Source organism: Psychrobacter piscatorii, from assembly GCF_043641605.1.
GTDB classification, from domain to species: Bacteria; Pseudomonadota; Gammaproteobacteria; order Pseudomonadales; family Moraxellaceae; genus Psychrobacter; species Psychrobacter piscatorii_C.
This window is the reverse complement of the sequence record NZ_JBHZRK010000001.1, coordinates 547,909-569,043: the sequence shown is the minus strand read 5'-3', so window position 1 is coordinate 569,043 and position 21,135 is coordinate 547,909. Positions and strand designations below refer to the sequence as shown.

The window sequence follows — 21,135 nt, the reverse complement described above, 5'->3', positions numbered from 1 at the left end:
GATGGTACCGACGTTGACGTGTGGCTTGCTACGTTCAAACTTGGCCTTTGCCATGGGTATTTCCTCTTTTTTTTGGTGAATGATCAATAAAAAGCTGTTTAATGGCTCATAATAAAACTAACTCATCATAAACCTAGCTATCAACCGCACGAACCACTGCTTCTTATCAAACAGCACTTCGAACTAATTTTTGTATCCGTTATTATACGCCGACTTATCTTCAATAGTCATACATCTCTTGCTCGAAACCTATTTTTCTATTGTCTAAAGAGGTCTCAAACATGCTACTACTTATAACCGTTTAACGGCTCGATGTACAAAGCTATTATATCAGCTAGACGACATCATCAAACAATCCGTAAAATCCGTTAACATATGAAAAAGCAATCCAATTCCAATAATGTTAAAAGGCTTACGAAAAAAGAGTAAAGCAACATATACCAGCATTGCATAATACGTATGTAGCGGATGGAAATTAATGCTACATCTATTAGCCTGAAAGATCGGGTCTGCTACTAAGTGATCCAAATCAACTAACATAGTCGCGAGCAATATCAGATATGCTTTTTTCCACTCTTTCTTAAAAAACACAACTGCGATAACGAGAGGGAAACCAAAATGCAAAAAGTAATGTATAAACGTTTGCATACTCGTCTACCAGTTTTAATTCTGTTGATATCGAATCATTAAAAACAATATTTATTAATATGCTGACAGCACTAAAAGGCAACACCTCAGTGTCACCTTTAAATCATTACCTGTCGTACTAATTTTATATGTTTCAATATTTTATATTTTCGATATCGACGCAAAGCTATATATAAATAGCAAAACAAGCATAGAGGGTTTACATAATAAATGGAGCTCATATCGAGAATTGAACTCGAGACCTCTCCCTTACCAAGGGAGTGCTCTACCGCTGAGCTATATGAGCGTATAGTGTAAACCTTTGAGCTGCACTAAAAAAAATATCACGATACAGTAATAATAACTGATGTCGTGATGAATAATTAATAGGCTTTGCGATGGTGTATATATGGAGCGGGTGGCGGGAATCGAACCCGCGTCATTAGCTTGGAAGGCTAAGGTGTTACCATTATACCACACCCGCATTTACTCTAATCTTAATAACTCTAGTTGAGAGTTAGAAACTATATAGAGCATGCTTGGCGCTATAACAAACTTTTAAAAAATATGGTGGTGGGAGAAGGATTCGAACCTTCGAAGCTTTCGCGACAGATTTACAGTCTGTTGGGTTTGACCGCTCCCCAATCCCACCTAAGGGTGCTTTGAACAAAAATGACTTTCATTTAAGACAAATTCATAAAAAGCTACTTTAAAAGAGATGGTGCCGACTGCCGGGATCGAACTGGCGACCTACTGATTACAAGTCAGTTGCTCTACCAACTGAGCTAAGTCGGCTTGTTCTCTCTAAAGTGGTGGCTATTCTATCAAATATTTTGAGATGCGCAAGCCCTTTTTTATCTTTTTTTCAATTATTTTAATAATAATATTTAAGCTACTGATTACGTTATTATTTTTTTGATAGAAAAATAACAACGTAATTGCTTTTCTGATCTATTGTGATTATATGCGCTGCATAGCTGGCTATATAACTAGCGAATGCGTAGTCCATTACAGGCCATTTTTACCGCTTTGACCAATGCCAATGCTTTTTTATTGGTTTCATCCCACTCCGCTTCCGGTACAGAATCAGCAACAACACCTGCGCCTGCTTGGATATGGATTTCACCGCGGCGCATCACTGCTGTACGAATAGCAATGGCGGTATCCATATTGCCATTCCAACCTAGATAGCCCACTGAACCACCAAATACCGTTCGACGTACTGGCTCTATCTCGTCAATGATTTGCATCGCACGAATCTTGGGCGCGCCTGATAGTGTACCCGCTGGAAACGTAGCACAAAATACATCTAGCGCATCTTTATCAGACCTTATCGTACCTTCCACATTGGACGCAATGTGCATCACTTGTGAGTAGCGCTCAATAAACATCTTTTCTGTGACTTTGACACTGCCATATTCACAAACACGGCCGATATCATTGCGACCCAAATCAATAAGCATCAAGTGCTCGGCAGTCTCTTTTTCATCATTGAGCAGCTCTTGTTCAAGTGCCAGATCCTCCGCTTCGTCCTGACCTCGCTTACGTGTCCCTGCCAGTGGCCTTACAGTGACTTTGCCGTTTTCGATACGAGACAGGATTTCAGGAGAAGCGCCAATGATATCAAAGCGTTTGTGATCATCAAGCGTATAACCATGCACCAGAAACAGATACGGCGATGGATTTAGATAGCGTAGTGCACGATAAACAGCTAGAGAGTCGCCTGTGTAATCTGCTGTCAACCGCTGTGCTGGAACCACCTGCATGACGTCGCCTGCTGCGATATAGTCTTTTATTTTCTTAACGTCGCTACAGTACTTTTCCATACCGGTTTGCGAGATGAATTTTGGTGTGGGCATCACTGGTGCGGACAAATTAGACGGTTCTGCCAACTTCTCTTCGATTTTTTCTAACTCACGGATAGCTAAGCTGTAGCCCTCCTCGGTTTGACAGTCAGCATAGACGATGATCGATAAGGTATTTTCTAAATTATCAAAAACAATGACACTCATCGAAAGCATCAGCCACATATCTGGCATCGACATCGGATTGGGTGCATCAGATAGGCCCACACTAGGCTCAATGACACGTACCATGTCGTAACCAAAGTAACCGACTAGGCCGCCGCTAAAGCTTGGCATGGTGGGCACATCTTCAGCGGTCGGCATCTGATACTGTGCCATCAGCTGACGGATATAATCAAAAGGATTCTCTACTGCTTCTGTATCGATATGATCGTTCCGCTTGGTGGTCATATTGCCATCAGCGTACTGTAAAATAAGGTCACTACCCAGACCGATCATCGAGTATCTTGCCCAGCGCTCACCGCCTACCACAGACTCAAACAAATATGCAGAGCCGTTTAAATCACGTACTTTGGAAAATACAGACACTGGCGTCTGTGCATCCATCAAACGTTTTTTTACTAAGGGTGCATGACTAAACCCCCGATCTTTAAACGCTTGATATTCTTGGAAAGTCATCATAGTAACGCTCTCTTAGTAGCAGAATGGCAAAAAGTAAAACAGTGGACTGAACCATAAAATATAGCGCCAACACCGTATTCGAATGTTGGCGCTATAAAAAGCAGTTTGCTTGAATGACGACTTATACAGCAGTTAAGTTCAGCCCTCAACCCCCATAAATTAACTGAGGTAACGGACTGCTTACCAAGCAGGATAGCTATGGATAAACGATCGTATTCAAACTACGGATAGATGTCATGTAACTACATAACGCCCATGTTAAATAGCCATAATGCCAAACCAATAATCAAAATGGCAGCAAATACCCATATAAACCAACCACCGCTAGATTTTTTCTCTACTTGTCCTGTATGAGCTGGATTACTGATTTCTTGATCCATGGCATTATTGCCTTCAGTACCAAGATCATGAGCCTGCCCTAAATTGGCCGTACCCGAAAATTGCGCGGTCGCTGCTTGCTTGGCTTTTAAGACCTCAGGATCGGCTTCTTCTTGTAATTCAGTTTTTGTCGTTTTGTCGTGCTCTTCACTTACTACAGGCTCTTCATTTGCTACTGGTTTTTCACTTATTGTTGGCTGCGATACTGATGGTGCATCATCAGTAGATACTGTTGGGGTCAACGGCTCTGTAGTGGTCACAGCTTCTGACTCCGTTACAGTTGACTCAGTTGCTGCTGATACAGATGTCTCAGATACAGGCGTTTCAGATACAGGCTCTGACTCTTCTGATGCTGCTTCAATCGATGCAGGCATAGCACTTTCTGCGGCCGACAAGACATCGTCGATACCTGTCTCTTTGACTACTGGCTCTTGAGACTCTTGAGGCGCTGATTCAGCCACTTCCGCTCTGTCAACTACAGGCGAACTTGCTGAATCTATTACGGTGTCTGAAGTAGTATCGACAGGTGACGTTTCTGTATCTTCTGCAGCGGGTAAAATCTCTTCAATATTCGTTTGCTTTACGATTGGCTCGCTGACGATATGTTCTTCGATGATATATTCGTCGTGCAAATTCTCAGTGGCTTCTACTGGGGCAGTCTCATCACTGACATTACTTACTGCAGCTGCTGTTGTGACTGGCTCTAGTGTCTCATCTGCTTTAGCAGCGACAGGCGCTTGTACCTGAAAGCTAAAGCTTGCAAATCCAAGCGTATCCTCAGCCTGTAGAAGGCTTGATTCGTTGCCCGCGATACGTTGATCGTTGATAAAGGTACCGTTAGAAGAGTCCAAATCTTTTACGTATAACTGACCATCAAGTATGCTTAGAATGGCATGATTGCGAGATACTTGCTTACTGCCTAGTACCACGTCATTATCACTGCCACGACCAATAGACAAGCTGTCATTGACTGTCAGCGTCAGATCACCCAGCGCCTCTGTTAACGCATTTAGTTGCCAAGTATTCATCTCTGCTGTCGTGCTCACGCTATCTGTATTGTTCGTCATGCTATCATTCCTTATTTTTTCTATTAATTTTCAAACGATTTTAAGCAAATTACTGTCAATTTTTATTCACTGACCACTCTATGATAGAGAGCATAATCAGTGGTCATGTGTTTGATCTATTTTGGTATAAAGTGAGGCTTGATGACTTTATCAAGCTGACTATACGGGATGCTCAATACAGGCATACCGTAGGCATATGGGCCGATAGAATAGTGCTGATAACGAATGTTGATCCCTGTCTCTGTTAAGGTCACATTGTCGCTCAGCATAAACGGCCAGCTCTGCTCATAGCTACTGACATCATCGGCGACCGTTTTAACCCATGCTTTGTACGCCTCATTCGCGAGTGCTTCAAAACGAGGCTTTTTGCCTTTGATCAGCATGTCATCAAGGGTAACTTGTTTTTTGGTCGTCAAATCAAACGTTAGATACTCGCTATAAGGCATGCCGTGTGCACCACCAGTAAAGACGTAGGAGTTGATTTCGAACAGCTCAAAGTTATTAACATGACCCAAGTAATCAGGCGTCACCATCAAACTATAAGCCCAAGAAACCTCTTCAGGCATATCTTGAAACTGTGATGCCGCAAAATCATTGATCGCAGCGGTAACCTCTGCTTGAGTGCTTGGCGTTTTAATTGGCGCTGCTTCTGTTGGCTTGCTATTCACCACCAAATTATCGATACGTGCATTGACTGTTTTATTTATCCAGCCATGATTAGTTTTAAGATATTTAACCTCAATTTCTGGGCAATTATCGCGCTCAGTGCACATCTTTTGAATTTTTTCTGGTAACTGATAATTGAGATACTCTGTTGAGCTGATCAGGCTACCTGCATTTGCGGACAGACTAGCGGCACCCATCAGTAAACCGCTTGCTAAGAGACCAATTCGCCGTATACGCCCTACTCTGCCTGAATAAATATGCGTCAGTGTGAACCTATTAAGATGAGATTGAATCATAGCTTTCATACATCCCTTTTTATAAATATAAATTATTGTTTAACATTCTACCGTAACAATGACGCTGTATTGTAGGAACACTGTTTGTGTTTATGAAGTGTTGCTAATCACTCAAAACCTCTTTTGACTCATTTGCCGCATAAATAACAGACAATAAAAAAGACACGGCTAGCGTGTCTTAATCAATGAACAATACAGTGATACGGCTGATTTGATAACAGTCGTTTTAATGCTCACGCGTGCTGCTAAAGGTGATTTCTGGATAACGATCTTGCATCAACTGTAAGTTGACACGTGATGGCGCAAGGTAAGTCAAATAACCACCACCATCTAATGATAATTGGTCATGGGCTTTTTTCTTGAACTTCGCCAAGGCTACTTCATCATCACAGTGAATCCAGCGCACGGTGGCAATCGATACCGGCTCAAAGGTACATTGTACTTTGTACTCTTCTTTTAGACGATGCGCGACCACTTCAAACTGTAAAACACCAACCGCACCCAAGACCAAGTCATTGTTAATCTGCGGCATAAACACCTGTGTGGCACCCTCTTCGCTTAACTGCTGCAGTCCTTTTTGTAGGGCTTTTGATTTAAGCGGATCTTTTAGCACCACACGGCGGAACAATTCTGGGGCAAAATGAGGAATACCGGTAAAGCTCAATTCCTCGCCTTCAGTGAAGCTATCGCCGATAGAGATCGTTCCGTGGTTGTGCAAACCAATGATATCGCCCGGATAAGCTTCTTCTAGCGCCTCGCGGTCGCCTGCCAAAAAGGTCAGCGCATCAGCAATACGGACGTCTTTACCCAGACGCACGTGCTTCATTTTCATGCCCTTCTCGTACTTGCCAGAGCACACGCGCAAGAAGGCGATGCGGTCACGGTGACGCGGATCCATATTTGCCTGAATCTTAAAAACAAAACCTGTGAAATCGGTCTCGGTTGCTGATACTTTACGCTCAGTCGTTGGATGGGCCTTTGGTGGCGGCGCGTATTTGACTAAGGTATCGAGTACCATGTTGACACCAAAGTTACCCAATGCCGTGCCAAACAATACTGGCGTCATCTCGCCCGCTAAAAACGCGTCAACGCTGAACTCTTCTAGCGCCATCTGTACCAGCTCGAGCGACTCCTCAAAAGCATCAAACATCAACTGCCCGAGACGCTCACGAATATCAGGGTAATCATAACCCTCACGAGTTTCAGAGACGGTCATCTTACCGCCATTGCCTTTCTCGTATAAGTAGGTTTTGTTTTCTGCAAGGTGATACACCCCAACAAAATCCTGTCCCATACCAATCGGCCACGTGACTGGCACGCATTTAATCTTTAGTACTGCTTCGATTTCACTCAGTAGCTCAAGTGGCTCACGAATCTGGCGATCGAGCTTGTTGACGAACGAAATGATTGGCGTATCGCGCATGCGACAAACTTCCATCAGCTTGATGGTTCGTTCTTCGACACCTTTTGCGCCATCCACCATCATCAATGCACTATCCACTGCGGTCAAGGTACGATAAGTATCTTCACTAAAGTCAGCGTGACCTGGGGTATCTAGTAGGTTGACCATGTGGTCTTTGTACGGGAACTGCATGACAGACGTGGTGATTGAGATACCACGCTCTTGCTCCATACTCATCCAGTCCGAAGTGGCATGACGATCGGTCTTACGGCCTTTGACTTCGCCCACTACCTGAATCGCTTGTCCCCATAACAGCAGCTTTTCGGTCATGGTGGTCTTACCGGCATCGGGATGCGAGATAATGGCAAAGGTGCGGCGCTTGGCCACTTCTTTGGTTAGTTTTTTTGGATCTACGCTCATAATTTTCAGCTTCAATAGTTGTGTCATTTAGAAGTTAATCTAAATAAATAGAATCAATAATGAGCGTATTGTAGCCGATTTAGCGTTAGGGTGCAGAGTTAGCGTATAAAAAAACACGCTCTATCAATCAGACAAAGCGTGTTAACAAAATTTTTAACCGTCAGCGTAGGGCTTGCTTGATTCTAATAATAGCGCTTGATTTGCTCAGCTAAGAAGTCTCCTGCGACCTCATTAACAAGCGTACAATCTACCACGCCAAAGCGGCTATCTATATTCGGGTCGGTGCTACCTTTGGCAACATAATTTGCCTCATAGATATCCTTTCCATACTCAACGCCACTATATTCATAGGCAGGTTGATTTTTGTATTCAAAGAACATCACTTGCGCCGCTTTTTGCTTATTTGCTATACCAACACCAAATTGAGAGGTTCTATGATCTCTGTCGTCACTAAAGCGTTGTTTGGCAGCGTCGATCCATTTCTCCAATGACGAATAGCCTGTCTTGTTTTTGTCGTTGAAAGCCAAAAACGAGCGCTCACTTGTTACGACTGGAATATAACAAACGGAGCCTTCTGGAAACGCAACATTAGAGGGGATATTAGAGTAATTACTCAAATCGGTGAGAATACCTCGGCGGTCTTCGATATTCGTGCCAGCACTGTAACTGCGGGTCGTTAAACCGGACAAGTTGAGTGTTTGATAGGTGGTTTCGTAGCCTAGTTTGTTATTACTGTTTTTTTCGTAAATAGGACGTTTGACTGTGCGACCATTGACTTCGATGTCTTTGTTTTCGAGTCGACCTTCGAAATCATCTGCTAGCACAGTTCTGTCTAAATCATTTAGGCTCTGGTTGCTATAACTGTTAATGAGATTGGTGGTTTTGATGTTGCGTGCGCCTGTGCGATAGGTCTCATCGATGCGCGCAATGGCGGTATCGTTGGCCTTACTATCGTAACTATTAGCAAAGCTCGTCAGCGTAATATTGTCGCTATCAGAACCGTAACTGCCGTCATCTACTTCGCAGCCTATCAAAGCAAGCATTGACCAGAAGAAAACACCAGATATCGCAACCACTCTATTCATCGAACAATGTCCTTATGATTTAGATTTTTTATCACCCAATTTGATGATGTTAGTATGACCCACCACATGGCTGGCTTCGGTCATTCTGTTTATGAGTACCAGCATTTACTGTTATTGTAGATGGCTCTGAAAGTCATATTTACAAACTTGTCGTAAATATTTACTACCGACTTACTGAGCTGGGCTGATGATTTGTTATCCTAAGTTGCATATTTAGATTCACTATTCAAACCTAAAAACCACAACAAAGGATGTGTTATGAAAACTTTATATTCTACTAAATCTACTGTTACTGGCGGTCGTATGGGTACGGCAACCTTGAGCGATAGCGACCTTGAGATCAACATGACCCCACCAGGTGGCAATCAAAAAGGCAATAATCCTGAGCAATTGCTAGCTATGGGCTACGGTGCTTGCTTTGATGGAGCGCTTGGCGTGGTCAAAAAGATGGAAAACGCACGCTTTGGTTCCACAACTGAAACGTCTGTTGATCTGTTACAAGGTGACAACCACGAGTACAAACTCTCAGTAAAAATCCATGTAATCGCCGATAATACTGACCTGTCAGCTGATGAGATCCAAAAACTGGTTGAAAAGGCGCATGACGTCTGCCCATATTCTAAAGCCACACGCGGCAATATCGATGTTGAAGTCTCTTCAGAAGTAAAATAACGCATTATGAGACTCATTATCAATGATTAATTAAGAATATATTAATTATAGAAGAACTCAGCTGGTCTGGGTTCTTTTTTTGTTTGAAATTTTGGTGAAAAAATAAAACTGCTAGAACATCTCGTAACGGTTAAGCAGTTCGGCACGCACTGTTTTTATCGTTATAATAAGGGCATATTTTTATCTAATAGCTGATAAGTGACCTTTATGACTGATAATATAGCTGACAATACTGCCGATAACGACCACAACTCCCATCAAGCACTCGATCCTAAAACCTTACCAAATTTTGACGACATGCCTAACGTCGCGCTGATGGATACCAGTCACGTAGACAAAGATCAGCCGCCATTTATCTTGGTTGACGGCTCTTATTATTTGTTTCGCACCTATCATGCTCTCCCAAAAACCATGCAAAACTCGCAGGGCCTAATTACCAATGCAATACGCGGCACATTGAACGCATTACTCAAACTCATGCGTCGTTATCACCCTACTCATATGGCCGTCTGCTTCGATACCAAATCACCGACTTTTCGCCATCATATGTCGTCTGACTATAAAGCAGCTCGTCCGCCTATCGATGTAGAGTTGGTAGAGCAAATTCCTTATATTCATCGTTTGGTTAGCGCCTTAGGTATTCCGCTGTTACGTATTGAGGGCGCAGAGGCCGATGATATCATCGGTACACTTGCCCATCGTGCCGTCGAGCAAGGTCACCATGTCGTCATCTCAACCGGCGATAAAGACATGATGCAGCTGGTTAATGATTGCGTCATCTTAGAAGACAGCTTTACTGGTAAAGTCACGGATACACCAGCGGTGATCGATAAGTTCGGCATCAATCCAAACCAAATGATTGATTTTTTGACGCTCATGGGCGATGCCTCTGACGGTATCAAAGGTGTACCGGGCATTGGTAAAAAAACCGCCAAAGACTTGCTGGTTGAGTACGGTGATATCGAAAACATGCTCAAGCATATTGGCTTTATCAAAGGTCGCGGGGCTAAGGGCTTGATCGAGCATGCCGATGATATTCCTTTTAATAGAAAGCTCGCTACCATCGTCACCAATTTAGAAATCGGCCAAGACTGGAACGACTTAAAAATTAATACCGATCCTTGTGCGCATATAGATGAGCTGCGCGAATTGTATAATGAGCTTGAGTTTAGAAACGAGCTGGCATCTCTTGATCACCCAAACCATCCGGCTAACGGCTCGCAAAGTGTCGCTGATAGCCAAGCAAACGCGGAGTCACAAGCGCAAGTTGCCAAATCGCTGCAATCAAGCAAAGACGGTGATATGACAGGCAATAACCATCAGGATAAAGCGTGGCATACTGTGCTCGATGAGCCTGCGTTTGATAGCTTGGTCGAACTATTAGAAGCAGCTCCGCACTTTGTCATTGATACCGAAACCACCAGTGTTCATTGGCGCGACGCGCAAATCGTCGGCTTGTCTTTTGCCCTGCAAGCGCACGAGGCCTATTATATCCCGCTCACCCACAGCTTAGAAGGTGATGAGCTAACAGCAAAACAACTTGACCGTGATACGGTATTAGCGCGCTTAAAACCTGTACTAGAGAATCCTAATATTGGCAAAATTGGTCAGCATCTAAAGTATGACGCGCATATCCTTGCGCATTATGATATCGATCTAGTCGGTGCCATACATGAGCAGCCAAATAACTGGGCGATGGATACCATGCTTGCCAGCTACGTCATCAATGCGGCAGCCACTCGCCACGGTATGGATGATTTGGCACGCCATTATCTACAAACGCAGACCATTAGCTTTGAGGAAGTCGCGGGCAAAGGGGCTAAGCAAGTCACCTTTGACCAAGTGGCTATCGATATTGCGAGCGACTACGCGTGTGAAGATGCCGATATCACCTATCAATTGTTTGATGTATTCAGCGTTGAGCTGGCTAACGATGCCAATAATGCCAAATTGCTCCACGAACTAGAGATTCCAACGGCAGAGATCCTTTGCCAAATGGAAGCACATGGTATTCTCATCAAACGCTCCTTCTTAAACGAGCTATCAAAACGCTTTGATGAAGAAATCATTGCGCTAGAAAAACGTGCTTATGAAGTAGCAGGCGAAGAATTTAACTTAGGCTCACCTAAACAGCTCGGCGAGATGCTGTTTGAAAAACTTGGCGTGCCGGGCGGTAAAAAAACCAAGTCTGGTCAATACTCGACTGGTGAAGCCGTCCTATCGAAAATCGATCACCCGCTAGTCGATATTACCTTAGAGTATCGCGGGTTATCTAAGCTCAAAAGCACTTATACCGATGCCCTGGATAATGTTGCAGATGCTGAGACGGATCGCGTGCATACCAGTTACCATCAGGCACTCACCAGTACTGGCCGTCTGTCATCAACTGATCCCAACTTACAAAATATTCCGATTCGTACGGCCACTGGTCGTCTGATTCGCCAAGCCTTTATCGCCCCAGAAGGTCGCGTGATCTTAGCAGCGGATTACTCACAAATTGAATTGCGACTGATGGCGCATTTCTCAGGCGATAAGAACTTGACGCATGCCTTTAACGAAGGGTTAGATATTCATGCTGCGACTGCCGCTGAAGTGCTTGGCAAGGATGTTGTGGACGTTACCCCAACTGAACGTCGTAATGCCAAAGCCATTAACTTTGGTCTGCTATACGGGATGAGTGCCTTTGGACTTGCCAAGCAGCTACAAATGAGTCGCGGTGAAGCGCAAGACTATATCGATATGTACTTTGAGCGCTATCCAGGTGTCAAAAACTATATGATCAATACGCGTGCTAGCGCGTACGAGCAAGGCTATGTCGAGACGATATTAGGCCGTAAACTCTATACACCGGATATTAATCATAGCAATCGTATGGTCAAGCAAGGTGCTGAGCGCGCGGCAATTAACGCGCCGCTACAGGGTTCCGCTGCTGATTTGATTAAGCTTGCCATGATTGCCGTTGACAAGGTATTGCCAAAAGATCAAGCCAAAATGCTGCTGCAAGTCCATGATGAACTGGTATTTGAAGTGGATGCCGATAAGGTAGACGCGGTTAGCCAATTGATTACCGATGCCATGCAAGATGTCTTGACGACTACGGCCGTAGATAAAGGTTGGCATGTCGACTTTGCAGTGCCACTACTGGTCGAGACTGATAGCGGTCAAAACTGGGATGAAGCGCATTAATTATTGCTTTGGTCAACTCAGGGCTCTAGCGAGCTTAAGGACAAGATAAGTTTTGAGACCCACTGTATCATCTATATAAACAACCACTTATGACTATCTGGTTATATTCTATGACGTTGTTATTACCATATTGGGTTATAATAGCGTCATAGTAAATTATTCATATTTCGTTAGATATTTTTCGGTTTAGAGTGAGCCTGCGGGCTCACTTTTTTGTTTTTGACACATTCTTTTTGATACGCAGGAGCCAGTTATTTTGAGTTCAGATGGCATCATTGAAGCCCCCGGTATTATCCTATTATTCATCTGCTTGCTACGCTGCACGCAATATTTTATAAAAAGTCACATCAAACAAGTTCAGGCCTTTTGGTTAGCTTCTGTGCTTATATTTGTCGCTGTCATTCGTCGCGAGCTAAACTATCTACCAGATTTGTTGGTTCCGAGCGATTTCTCGTTTTTAAATCAATCTTATGACTGGTGGGAAGACAGTGTGCTGACCGTTATCTATCTCGTTGCACTCGGTCTATTGGCCTATTCGAGACATTATCTTTGGGCAGTATTAAAGAATGTGCCGGTCTCGCTCTACCTCATCGTTACCGCGCTGGCAATCATTCAATATATGGGCGAGAACGCCATTATATTCCCGCATACATTTGGTGAAGTTGTCGAAGAATTGGCTGAGACTGTCATCTATGGTATTGCTTTGACGTATTTATGGCGATTCAAACTGGCTGATTATGAATCATGTCTGGCGAAGAAATTAAACTATGAGCTCAAACACGCTGATAATTAAAATTATAATTACGATATTTTCAATGACATAGTAACAAAGATCTTTTAAGCAATTTTATAAAAACTCACGGCTGCTCAGTATGAGTAGCCGTTTTGCATTTTGGCAATCGCCTTACATTTTTTGAACATCCTGTCACACCTTACTACTAGTGAAAATCCCAATAATCGTACAAACTTATGGACAGATTATCAATGTCGCTATGAGCAACGCTTATATAGCTCTTGCAATAAATTTACTGCTAATAATTACAATAAGGAATGACTTATGGAAAACACAAAGAACCCACTACCAGAAGAGATGGATCATATCGATGGCAATCGCCGCGACAATAATGACAGCACTGACAATCAATACAACCAGTTGGTCGATTTAGACAATCCGATGTTGCACACTATCGACAACGATGATGTGATTGACAACAGTGCAGGGTTTGATAATTCAGAAGTCGGTAGTGATGCCACCCAAGGACTAACTCCTATGCATCGTCAAAACCTTGATGAGTCGCGTGTGGATGAAGTTTTGGTTCAGGATAATCTTGATGACAATGATTATCCAGATACCATGGATATTGCTGATAGAGATGCCGCAGAACGTAGTAATGACGATGATTTTTAGAAATTAGCACCGCGGTTGATATAACTCTTTAGAGCAAAAAAGCACGCTTAATACCGTTAAGCGTGCTTTTTTATGACATTTCATTTAACTGACAAAGATATGAGTTTTAGCTGATTAAACCCAACCATCAAGCGTGCCAGCCCAACCTTTTACAAGAGGCAAACTCAATGCTTCAAGCAACTCAATATGCGTCTCATCAAGATTGAGCGCAGGAATATAGTGATACTCTTGCCCGCCCGCGTTAAGGAAATTATCACGGTTCTCAATGGCTAACTCTTCTAGCGTCTCAAGACAATCCGCTGAGAATGCAGGACTAATCACTTGTACCGAGCGCACACCAGATTTACCCCAATCTTCCAATACCACATCAGTATACGGCTTTACCCACTCTTGCTTACCAAAGCGCGACTGGAAGCTGATGATCCATTCGTCGTCTTTTAGGCCGAGTGCATGTGCCACTTGCGCAGCGGTACATTTACAACGCTTAGGATAAGGATCGCCTTTATCCGCATAGGGCTGCGGGATACCGTGAAAGCTAAACATTAATTTCTCAGGCTTGCCATGCTTCTCTTGGAAACGGCGAATAGAATTGGCTAGCGCCTGAATATATAGTGGATGCGCAAAGTAATCTTTGACAATAGTATAGTTTGGCAAGTTACGTTGCTTAAGTGTCCACTTCGTCAGCGCATCATATACCGCGCCGCCTGAAGAGGCCGAGTACTGAGGAAACAAAGGTAAGATAACAAAGTGATCCACCCCTTCTCCGCGCAACGCATCCATGACATCAGGCAGTCCAGGATTACCATAGCTCATCGCAGGATGTACAGAGACGCGAAATGGCGCTACGCTATTGGCCAGACGCGGCTCTAGTAGCTCAACTTGGCTTTTTAATATCTTACGAATCGGCGAATCACCTTCCCAGATACTGGCGTAAGCCTTTGCCACACGCTTAGGACGACTCGGCAGGACAAACAAATTCAAGATAATTGCCCACAAAAACTTGGGAATCTCAATCACTCGCGGATCTGACAAAAACTGTTTGAGATAGCGACGTACGGCGGGTGCCGTTGGCTCATCTGGCGTACCAAGGTTGACTAACAGGACAGCAATACGTGGAGGCAATTCAGGTTTCATAGCAGCACTATTTATCAGCAGTAAGTTATTATAAGCGATGTCACAACATGAGGTGCAATGTAAGATGCAGGATTGTTAAGACATCATTGAATAAACACCGCATTAGTGTAGCATTTTATCCATGAATCACGCATGGCAAAAGCGTACTTGTACAATTTGATACGCAGTCGCCAATCTTCTATTATTTACCCTTTACTATTTAGCGCGATAAAAACGGCGTTTAAAAGACCTGCTCGGCGGTTGTACTCCTACGCGCATCACCATACAATAGGCAAGCCCAGTTTATAAAAACGGTGTAGGCAAAGTAGTCTGTCAACACCTTCCTATTTTGCTCTTATTTTATTGATGATTGTTGTCTTGCGAGGTAGCTTTGAACGCACGCTCTGATAATACCAGTGACCAGTCCCCTAATTCTCAAACTCACGTAAACAGCTCAGCCAATACTGCTGCTGGATCTGTGGGTGTAGTTACGCCACAAAAATTCCATTTTGCTGAGCCATTGACCTTAGAATGTAACCGTACCCTGCCCTCGTTTGACTTGATGGTAGAGACTTACGGCACGCTCAATAGTGATAAATCAAATGCCATTTTGATCTGTCATGCGTTATCGGGCAACCATCACGCGGCTGGCTTTCATAGCGTTGATGACAAAAAAGCGGGCTGGTGGGACAATATGATTGGTCCCAACAAAGCCATCGATACCAATCGCTTTTACGTGGTGTGCGTCAACAATATCGGTAGCTGTTTTGGCTCAACAGGGCCTACAACCATTAATCCCGATAGCATTAGTTCAGATGACAGTATCGATTCAAGCGATAGCAGTGCAAATCATAACAGTGAGCCACAAGTCTATGGCCCTGACTTTCCGCTTATCACGATTAAAGACTGGGTAAAAACCCAAGCCATGCTCTCAGATCGTCTTGGCATCGATGTTTGGCATGCCATCGTTGGCGGCTCAATGGGTGGCATGCAAGCGCTGCAATGGTCTGTAGATTATCCAGACAGGCTAAAACGCTGTGTGGTGATTGCCAGTACGCCGAAGCTATCTGCGCAAAATATTGCTTTTAACGAAGTCGCACGTCAATCGATATTGTCCGATCCTGATTTTAAGGATGGACGATATATACAAGCTGGTACCTACCCTCGTCGCGGCCTCATCTTGGCACGGATGGTCGGTCATATTACGTATCTGACTGATGATGCGATGAAAGCCAAGTTTGGCCGTGATTTAAAATCTGGCAAGTTCATGTATGGCTATGATGTCGAGTTTCAGGTTGAGAGCTATCTGCGTTATCAAGGTGAGCGCTTCAGCGAAAATTTCGATGCCAATACTTATCTACTCATGACCAAGGCGCTAGATTATTTCGACCCGACGCGTGACTACTCATCAGCGGTAGCCAAAGATACTACAGAGTCAGCCGTGCCATTAGAAAATTCTATCGCAGCGTCAGTCGAGTCTAGCAAAGCCAATGCGCAGAATGAATTAGAAGATGCGGTAGCGACGATTGAAGACATTGAGTCTGATCGTCAACAAGAGCTTTCTGCGCTCAAAGCAGCCTTTGCCCATACACAATGCCAATATTTGGTCGTGTCATTCACCACCGATTGGCGCTTTGCACCAGAACGCTCGCAAGAAATCGTCGATGCACTGATGGCAACGGGCAAACCTGTTAGCTATATCAATATTGATGCGCCACATGGACATGACTCTTTCTTATTTGATATTCCTCGTTACATGGGTGCAGTTGAAGGATTTTTGACAGCGCCATTTATTACCCATCATCGCCCAGCTATAGGAGAGCGCTCATGAGAATGGATCACCAACTGGCAGAGCGCTGGATCGCGCCGCAAGCACATGTACTGGATTTGGGCTGCGGTAATGGCGAGCTACTTGCGCACTTACAGCAGAAGCTAGGCGTCACTGGATACGGACTTGAGATTGATGAAGATAAAATCAACGAAGCCATTGGTAACGGCTTGTCGATTGTTGAGCAAGACCTGAATGATGGCTTGGCACGCTTTGCCGATAACAGCTTTGATACCGTGGTCATGGCACGCGCGCTACAAGCGGTAAAATCCCCTGATGTGCTGCTACTTGATATGCTGCGCGTCGCTCGAGAGGCGATCATCACCTTCCCTAACTTTGCCCATTGGCAAAACCGTCTTCATTTAGGACTTAAAGGGATGATGCCTGTATCTGAGGCACTGCCTTATGAATGGTACAACACCCCCAATATTCATCTATGCACCTTTAAAGACTTTGAGCAATTGTGTGCGCAGCATGATATTCATATCGTCAATCGCTTTGCGGTAAGCGACTCTGATAAAGGTCATTCCCCACTGATGACGGCACTGATTAGACAGGCACCCAATTTACTCGCAGATGTCGCTATCTATCGAGTGACAAAGAAAAAAACGAAGTAATGTCAGATATTTGATTTTTGCTTAAAAGGACAAAATGACCGTTATTGCTGAACCTTTTATCTTAGCAAATTGTTAACTAATGATTGTCTTATAGTAACTCTATGATTTTACTGGGGACAATCAGGTATAAGCAGCTATTAAATCTTGTAATTAGTATTTGAGTTTCGTAAGTTTGGGTGTTAAGCTAGCAAAATGTTGTCAATTACCCCACTATTACGACCGTTTGTCTAATCAGTTAGGGCCAAATCGATAATACAAAATTAAAAACTCTATTGCTGATGATTAGGTAAGTTCATATCCCAAGATGTCACCTAATTGTTATCGCCGTCTAACTGTCTTTAGCGAGACAATGCTTAGCGGTACAATTTTTGCTTATTAACTGCCTAATTTTGGAGCTGCTATGAAATTATTAAAAGCTGCGTTGTTTACTGCATTATTTTCTTGTGCTGGTTTGGCCAATGCTGAGTTAATATCAAACGTACCGCTTGATACCTCACGTTTTGAACTGATGCCTGTGAGCGAGCTGTCTAGCCGTGCTGCCCAAGGTAACGATCATGCTCAATTTTATCTAGCCAAGCGCTTGCAAAAAGGCGAAGGTATTGCTCAAAATACTCAACAAGCAATCCAGTGGTACACCAAAGCCGCTCAACAAGGGGTTGCTCCTGCTCAGTTAAACCTTGCTATCATGTATTTACGCGGTGAAGGTGTACAACCTAACTTGCAACAAGCGCGTCTTTGGCTAGAAAAAGCCGCGATGCGTGGCGACAACCGTGCCAGTTACACACTTGCATTGTTAGATGAAAAACAAAAAAATCTGGTTGATGCCTATAAATGGTATGACTTAGCTGCCCGTGATGGCATGCTCGATGAAAAAGTTCGTAACAAGGCACGTGGTAAAATCGGCCAATTGGCATTGAACTTATCCAGTGCAGATATCGCTAGTGCCCGCAATAAAGCAGATACTTGGTTCCAGAGTAAGTAAACCAAACGCTTACGCAGTGAATAACGCTTACGCAGTGAATATAGAAAGGCTCAGTATTTTACTGGGCTTTTTTGTTTTTTATCGTGTAAACAAATCACTGATTTTTTCTTTAGTCTCAAGCGACATCTTTTAAGCTATTCAAAACCCTGCCAAAATTTGCTACACTACGCGCACATTAGCCAATTCCACAATTATGTTAATGTTATTAAATTATCAAATACTTTAAACCCAACGCACTAGGTTTGCGACCTAGCCAGCAGGAGAAAGACATGAGCACAACTCAAGATAGTAATATCAAAGAAACAGTGATAACTGACAATCAATCAGCCCCCGCCTACGATAGCGTCACTAACAATATCGTTGTTGCCGCACTTTATAAATTCACGCGCTTCACTGACTTTGAGCAGTATCGTGAGCCAATTTTGAATGCGATGTTAGATAACGATGTCAAAGGCACATTGTTGCTTGCAAGCGAAGGCATTAACGGTACGATTTCTGGCACGCGTCAAGGCATCGACACTATCCTTGACTACCTACGCAGTATTGAAGCCATTGGTACGTTTACGTTTAAAGAATCTTATACCGACGCCCAGCCGTTCTATCGCACCAAAGTAAAGCTAAAAAAAGAAATCGTTACCATGGGCGTAGAAAACATCGACCCACTACAATCGGTCGGTCGCTATGTGAAGCCTAGCGAATGGAACGCATTGATCTCAGATCCTGAAGTGACCCTGATCGATACACGTAATGATTACGAAGTGCAAATCGGTACGTTCCAAAATGCCGTCAATCCAAACACTGAGACCTTCCGCGAGTTTCCAGAATACGTCTCAAAAGAGCTGGATCCAACCAAGCATAAAAAAGTCGCCATGTTCTGTACGGGTGGTATCCGCTGCGAGAAGTCGACTGCCTATCTACGCGAGCAAGGGTTTGAAGAAGTTTATCATTTAGAAGGTGGCATCCTAAAATACCTAGAAGAAGTCCCAGCCAGTGACTCTATGTGGCAAGGTGATTGCTTTGTGTTTGATAACCGCGTATCGGTCAATCACAACTTAGAAAAAGGCAACTACGAGCAGTGTTTTGCTTGCCGTATGCCGATCACTAGCGATGACATGCAAAGCCCAGCCTATATCAAAGGCGAATCCTGCCCACACTGTATCGACAAAGCAACCGATGAGCAAAAAGCAAGATTCCGTGAGCGTGAGCATCAAATGCAGCTAGCGAAAAAGCGCGGTGAAGCTCATATTGGTAGTGACGTGATGGATGTCATAGAAAAACGCAAAGCCGCTAAGACGGAAGCTCGTCTACAAGCAGAAGCTGCAAACAACGCTAAAGCCAATTAAACTTAGCATTAGTACAATAAAAAAGAAGTAAAAAAAGAGAGGCTCTAATGAATAGAGCCTCTCTTTTTTATATCAGCTATTCGTACCAATTAAAATAAGATACGTACGCGGATAGTCTCTTCTACATCTTTTAATTGATCGAGTGCAGCGGTCGAATCATTGTAGTCGACATCCATCACGAGATAACCAACATCCCCTTCTGTCATCAGGCTCTGAGCTAGGATGTTAATCCCTGCTTCAGCAAACAGACGGTTGATCTGAGACAGTACGCCTGGCACGTTTTTGTGGATATGTAGCAGACGATGCGAGTTTTCTTTGAACGGGATAGAGACTTCTGGGAAGTTTACCGCCGTCGCCGTATCACCTTGGTCAGAGTATCTGACGAACTTATCTGCGACTTCAAGGCCAATATTCGCTTGCGCTTCTTGCGTTGATCCACCGATATGCGGCGTCAAAATCACATTATCAAACTTACGTAGTGGTGATTCAAACTCTTCGTCAGCTGATTTTGGCTCTTTCGGGAATACATCAACCGCCGCGCCCAAGATTTTACCAGACTCAATTGCTGCCGCTAGATCATCAATCTCGACACACGTACCGCGAGCCGCATTGATAAAGTAGCTGCCTTCTTTCATCTGAGCGAACTGCTCCGCTTTCATCATATAGCGGGTGCTTGGCACATCAGGCACATGCAACGTCACGATGTCAGCCGTTGATAGTAGCTCTTCTAAGCTACCAACTTGTACCGCGTTACCTAGTGGCAATTTGGTCACAGCATCATGATAGATGACTTTCATACCAAAGCTTTCTGCTAGCACAGACAACTGCGAGCCGATAGAACCATAACCGACGATACCGATGGTTTTGCCGCGCACTTCGTGTGAGTTAGTCGCAGACTTACCCCAGCCGCCGCGATGTACAGTTGCGTTCTTTTCAGGGATACCGCGGTATAGCATGATCGCTTCGGCTAATACCAGCTCAGCCACCGAACGGGTATTCGAGAATGGCGCATTAAAGACAGGAATACCTAAGTCACGAGCGGCATCTAGATCGACTTGGTTGGTACCAATACAAAAGCAACCAATGCCGATAAGTTTGTTTGCATGCTCAAGTACATCGCGCGTCAATTGAGTACGCGAACGAATACCAATAAAGTGAGCATCTTTGATCTTTTCGATCAGCTCTTCTTTGTCTAACGCATGACTGATATTCTCGATGTTGTGATAACCAGCGCCTTCCAATACTTTTAGGGCATTGTCATGTAGACCTTCAAGCAATAAAAACCGGATTTTGTCTTTTTGTAGTGATAACGCCATATGAGAACTGTCCTATAATTTTTTATAAGATTACCTGTTGGATAATCTGTGATGGATGAAACGAAAACAGTCCCGATATCTTACACAAAATTTGACGCCGATGTTAGCAGATTAGATGAATTATTGATTATCAAGCCTGAAAAATTTTTATGCTATAGTGAATCATTCGGTTTGAAATCAAACAAACCACTTTTTATTATTTGTCTCATTTTTTATTTAGAAACTATCACCCACTTATTGCCA

Annotated in this window: 16 protein-coding genes and 4 tRNA genes; 8 read left to right on the top strand and 12 right to left on the bottom strand. The window is 43.7% G+C overall.

From position 1 onward, the window contains the following. Positions 1-330: 330 nt before the first annotated feature. The 10 genes from ACHUET_RS02425 to ACHUET_RS02380 form a co-directional block, all read right to left on the bottom strand. The gene (locus tag ACHUET_RS02425) at positions 331-648 is read right to left on the bottom strand and encodes a DUF6122 family protein (RefSeq protein WP_071002261.1); all 318 of its coding nucleotides are present in this window, start codon (positions 646-648) and stop codon (positions 331-333) included. 211 nt (positions 649-859) lie between these two features. Then, positions 860-934 (bottom strand) — tRNA-Thr (locus ACHUET_RS02420). Between the two features lie 103 nt (positions 935-1,037). Continuing rightward, positions 1,038-1,111, bottom strand: a tRNA-Gly gene (locus tag ACHUET_RS02415). Positions 1,112-1,195: 84 nt separating this feature from the next. Beyond that, positions 1,196-1,279 (bottom strand) — tRNA-Tyr (locus ACHUET_RS02410). Between the two features lie 67 nt (positions 1,280-1,346). Continuing rightward, positions 1,347-1,422, bottom strand: a tRNA-Thr gene (locus ACHUET_RS02405). A 194-nt stretch (positions 1,423-1,616) separates the two neighbouring features. Beyond that, entirely contained in the window at positions 1,617-3,113 is a 1,497-nt protein-coding gene (gene trpE / locus ACHUET_RS02400; RefSeq protein WP_394210312.1) for an anthranilate synthase component I, read from the bottom strand. Positions 3,114-3,355: 242 nt separating this feature from the next. Continuing rightward, complete coding sequence (locus ACHUET_RS02395; RefSeq protein WP_394210310.1) at positions 3,356-4,558, bottom strand: FHA domain-containing protein; 1,203 nt, start codon at positions 4,556-4,558, stop codon at positions 3,356-3,358. 116 nt (positions 4,559-4,674) lie between these two features. Then, positions 4,675-5,520: an RsiV family protein gene (locus tag ACHUET_RS02390; protein ID WP_394210308.1), complete on the bottom strand. Its 846-nt coding sequence runs from the start codon at positions 5,518-5,520 to the stop codon at positions 4,675-4,677. Between the two features lie 226 nt (positions 5,521-5,746). Continuing rightward, positions 5,747-7,342 (bottom strand): peptide chain release factor 3, encoded by a 1,596-nt coding sequence (locus ACHUET_RS02385; protein WP_201600390.1) that lies wholly within the window; start codon positions 7,340-7,342, stop codon positions 5,747-5,749. A gap of 182 nt (positions 7,343-7,524) precedes the next feature. After that, positions 7,525-8,427 (bottom strand): hypothetical protein, encoded by a 903-nt coding sequence (locus ACHUET_RS02380; protein WP_394210306.1) that lies wholly within the window; start codon positions 8,425-8,427, stop codon positions 7,525-7,527. Positions 8,428-8,685: 258 nt separating this feature from the next. Between ACHUET_RS02380 and ACHUET_RS02375 the strand changes: the two genes are divergently transcribed. The 4 genes from ACHUET_RS02375 to ACHUET_RS02360 all read left to right on the top strand — a co-directional run bounded on the left by ACHUET_RS02375 (position 8,686) and on the right by ACHUET_RS02360 (position 13,693). Beyond that, on the top strand, positions 8,686-9,099 hold the full coding sequence (locus ACHUET_RS02375) for an Ohr family peroxiredoxin (RefSeq protein ID WP_201600394.1): 414 nt from the start codon (positions 8,686-8,688) through the stop codon (positions 9,097-9,099). Between the two features lie 207 nt (positions 9,100-9,306). Then, positions 9,307-12,285 carry a DNA polymerase I gene (gene polA, locus ACHUET_RS02370; RefSeq protein WP_394210304.1) on the top strand — a complete coding sequence of 993 codons (2,979 nt, stop codon included), beginning with the start codon at positions 9,307-9,309 and terminating at the stop codon, positions 12,283-12,285. Positions 12,286-12,541: 256 nt separating this feature from the next. Continuing rightward, on the top strand, positions 12,542-13,078 hold the full coding sequence (locus ACHUET_RS02365; RefSeq protein ID WP_394210302.1) for a hypothetical protein: 537 nt from the start codon (positions 12,542-12,544) through the stop codon (positions 13,076-13,078). A gap of 264 nt (positions 13,079-13,342) precedes the next feature. Further along, the gene (locus tag ACHUET_RS02360; RefSeq protein WP_394210300.1) at positions 13,343-13,693 is read left to right on the top strand and encodes a hypothetical protein; all 351 of its coding nucleotides are present in this window, start codon (positions 13,343-13,345) and stop codon (positions 13,691-13,693) included. A 114-nt stretch (positions 13,694-13,807) separates the two neighbouring features. On the opposite strand, the gene hemH is transcribed toward ACHUET_RS02360, so the two are convergent. Continuing rightward, on the bottom strand, positions 13,808-14,827 hold the full coding sequence (hemH, locus tag ACHUET_RS02355) for a ferrochelatase (RefSeq protein WP_371533193.1): 1,020 nt from the start codon (positions 14,825-14,827) through the stop codon (positions 13,808-13,810). A 457-nt stretch (positions 14,828-15,284) separates the two neighbouring features. Between hemH and metX the strand changes: the two genes are divergently transcribed. The 4 genes from metX (at position 15,285) to trhO (ending at position 19,576) form a co-directional block, all read left to right on the top strand. Then, positions 15,285-16,637, top strand: a complete 1,353-nt coding sequence (gene metX, locus ACHUET_RS02350) for a homoserine O-acetyltransferase MetX (RefSeq protein WP_394210350.1) — start codon at positions 15,285-15,287, stop codon at positions 16,635-16,637. Continuing rightward, positions 16,634-17,251, top strand: a complete 618-nt coding sequence (gene metW, locus ACHUET_RS02345) for a methionine biosynthesis protein MetW (protein ID WP_075107829.1) — start codon at positions 16,634-16,636, stop codon at positions 17,249-17,251. The genes metX and metW overlap by 4 nt, the downstream gene beginning before the upstream one ends. A gap of 400 nt (positions 17,252-17,651) precedes the next feature. After that, on the top strand, positions 17,652-18,233 hold the full coding sequence (locus tag ACHUET_RS02340) for a tetratricopeptide repeat protein (protein WP_201600408.1): 582 nt from the start codon (positions 17,652-17,654) through the stop codon (positions 18,231-18,233). Positions 18,234-18,502: 269 nt separating this feature from the next. Next, the gene (gene trhO / locus ACHUET_RS02335) at positions 18,503-19,576 is read left to right on the top strand and encodes an oxygen-dependent tRNA uridine(34) hydroxylase TrhO (protein ID WP_394210298.1); all 1,074 of its coding nucleotides are present in this window, start codon (positions 18,503-18,505) and stop codon (positions 19,574-19,576) included. A gap of 89 nt (positions 19,577-19,665) precedes the next feature. Here the strand turns inward: trhO and serA are convergent, their stop codons facing one another. After that, a complete protein-coding gene (gene serA, locus ACHUET_RS02330) occupies positions 19,666-20,892 on the bottom strand; it encodes a phosphoglycerate dehydrogenase (protein WP_394210296.1) in 1,227 nt (408 codons plus the stop codon). Positions 20,893-21,135 lie beyond the last annotated feature (243 nt).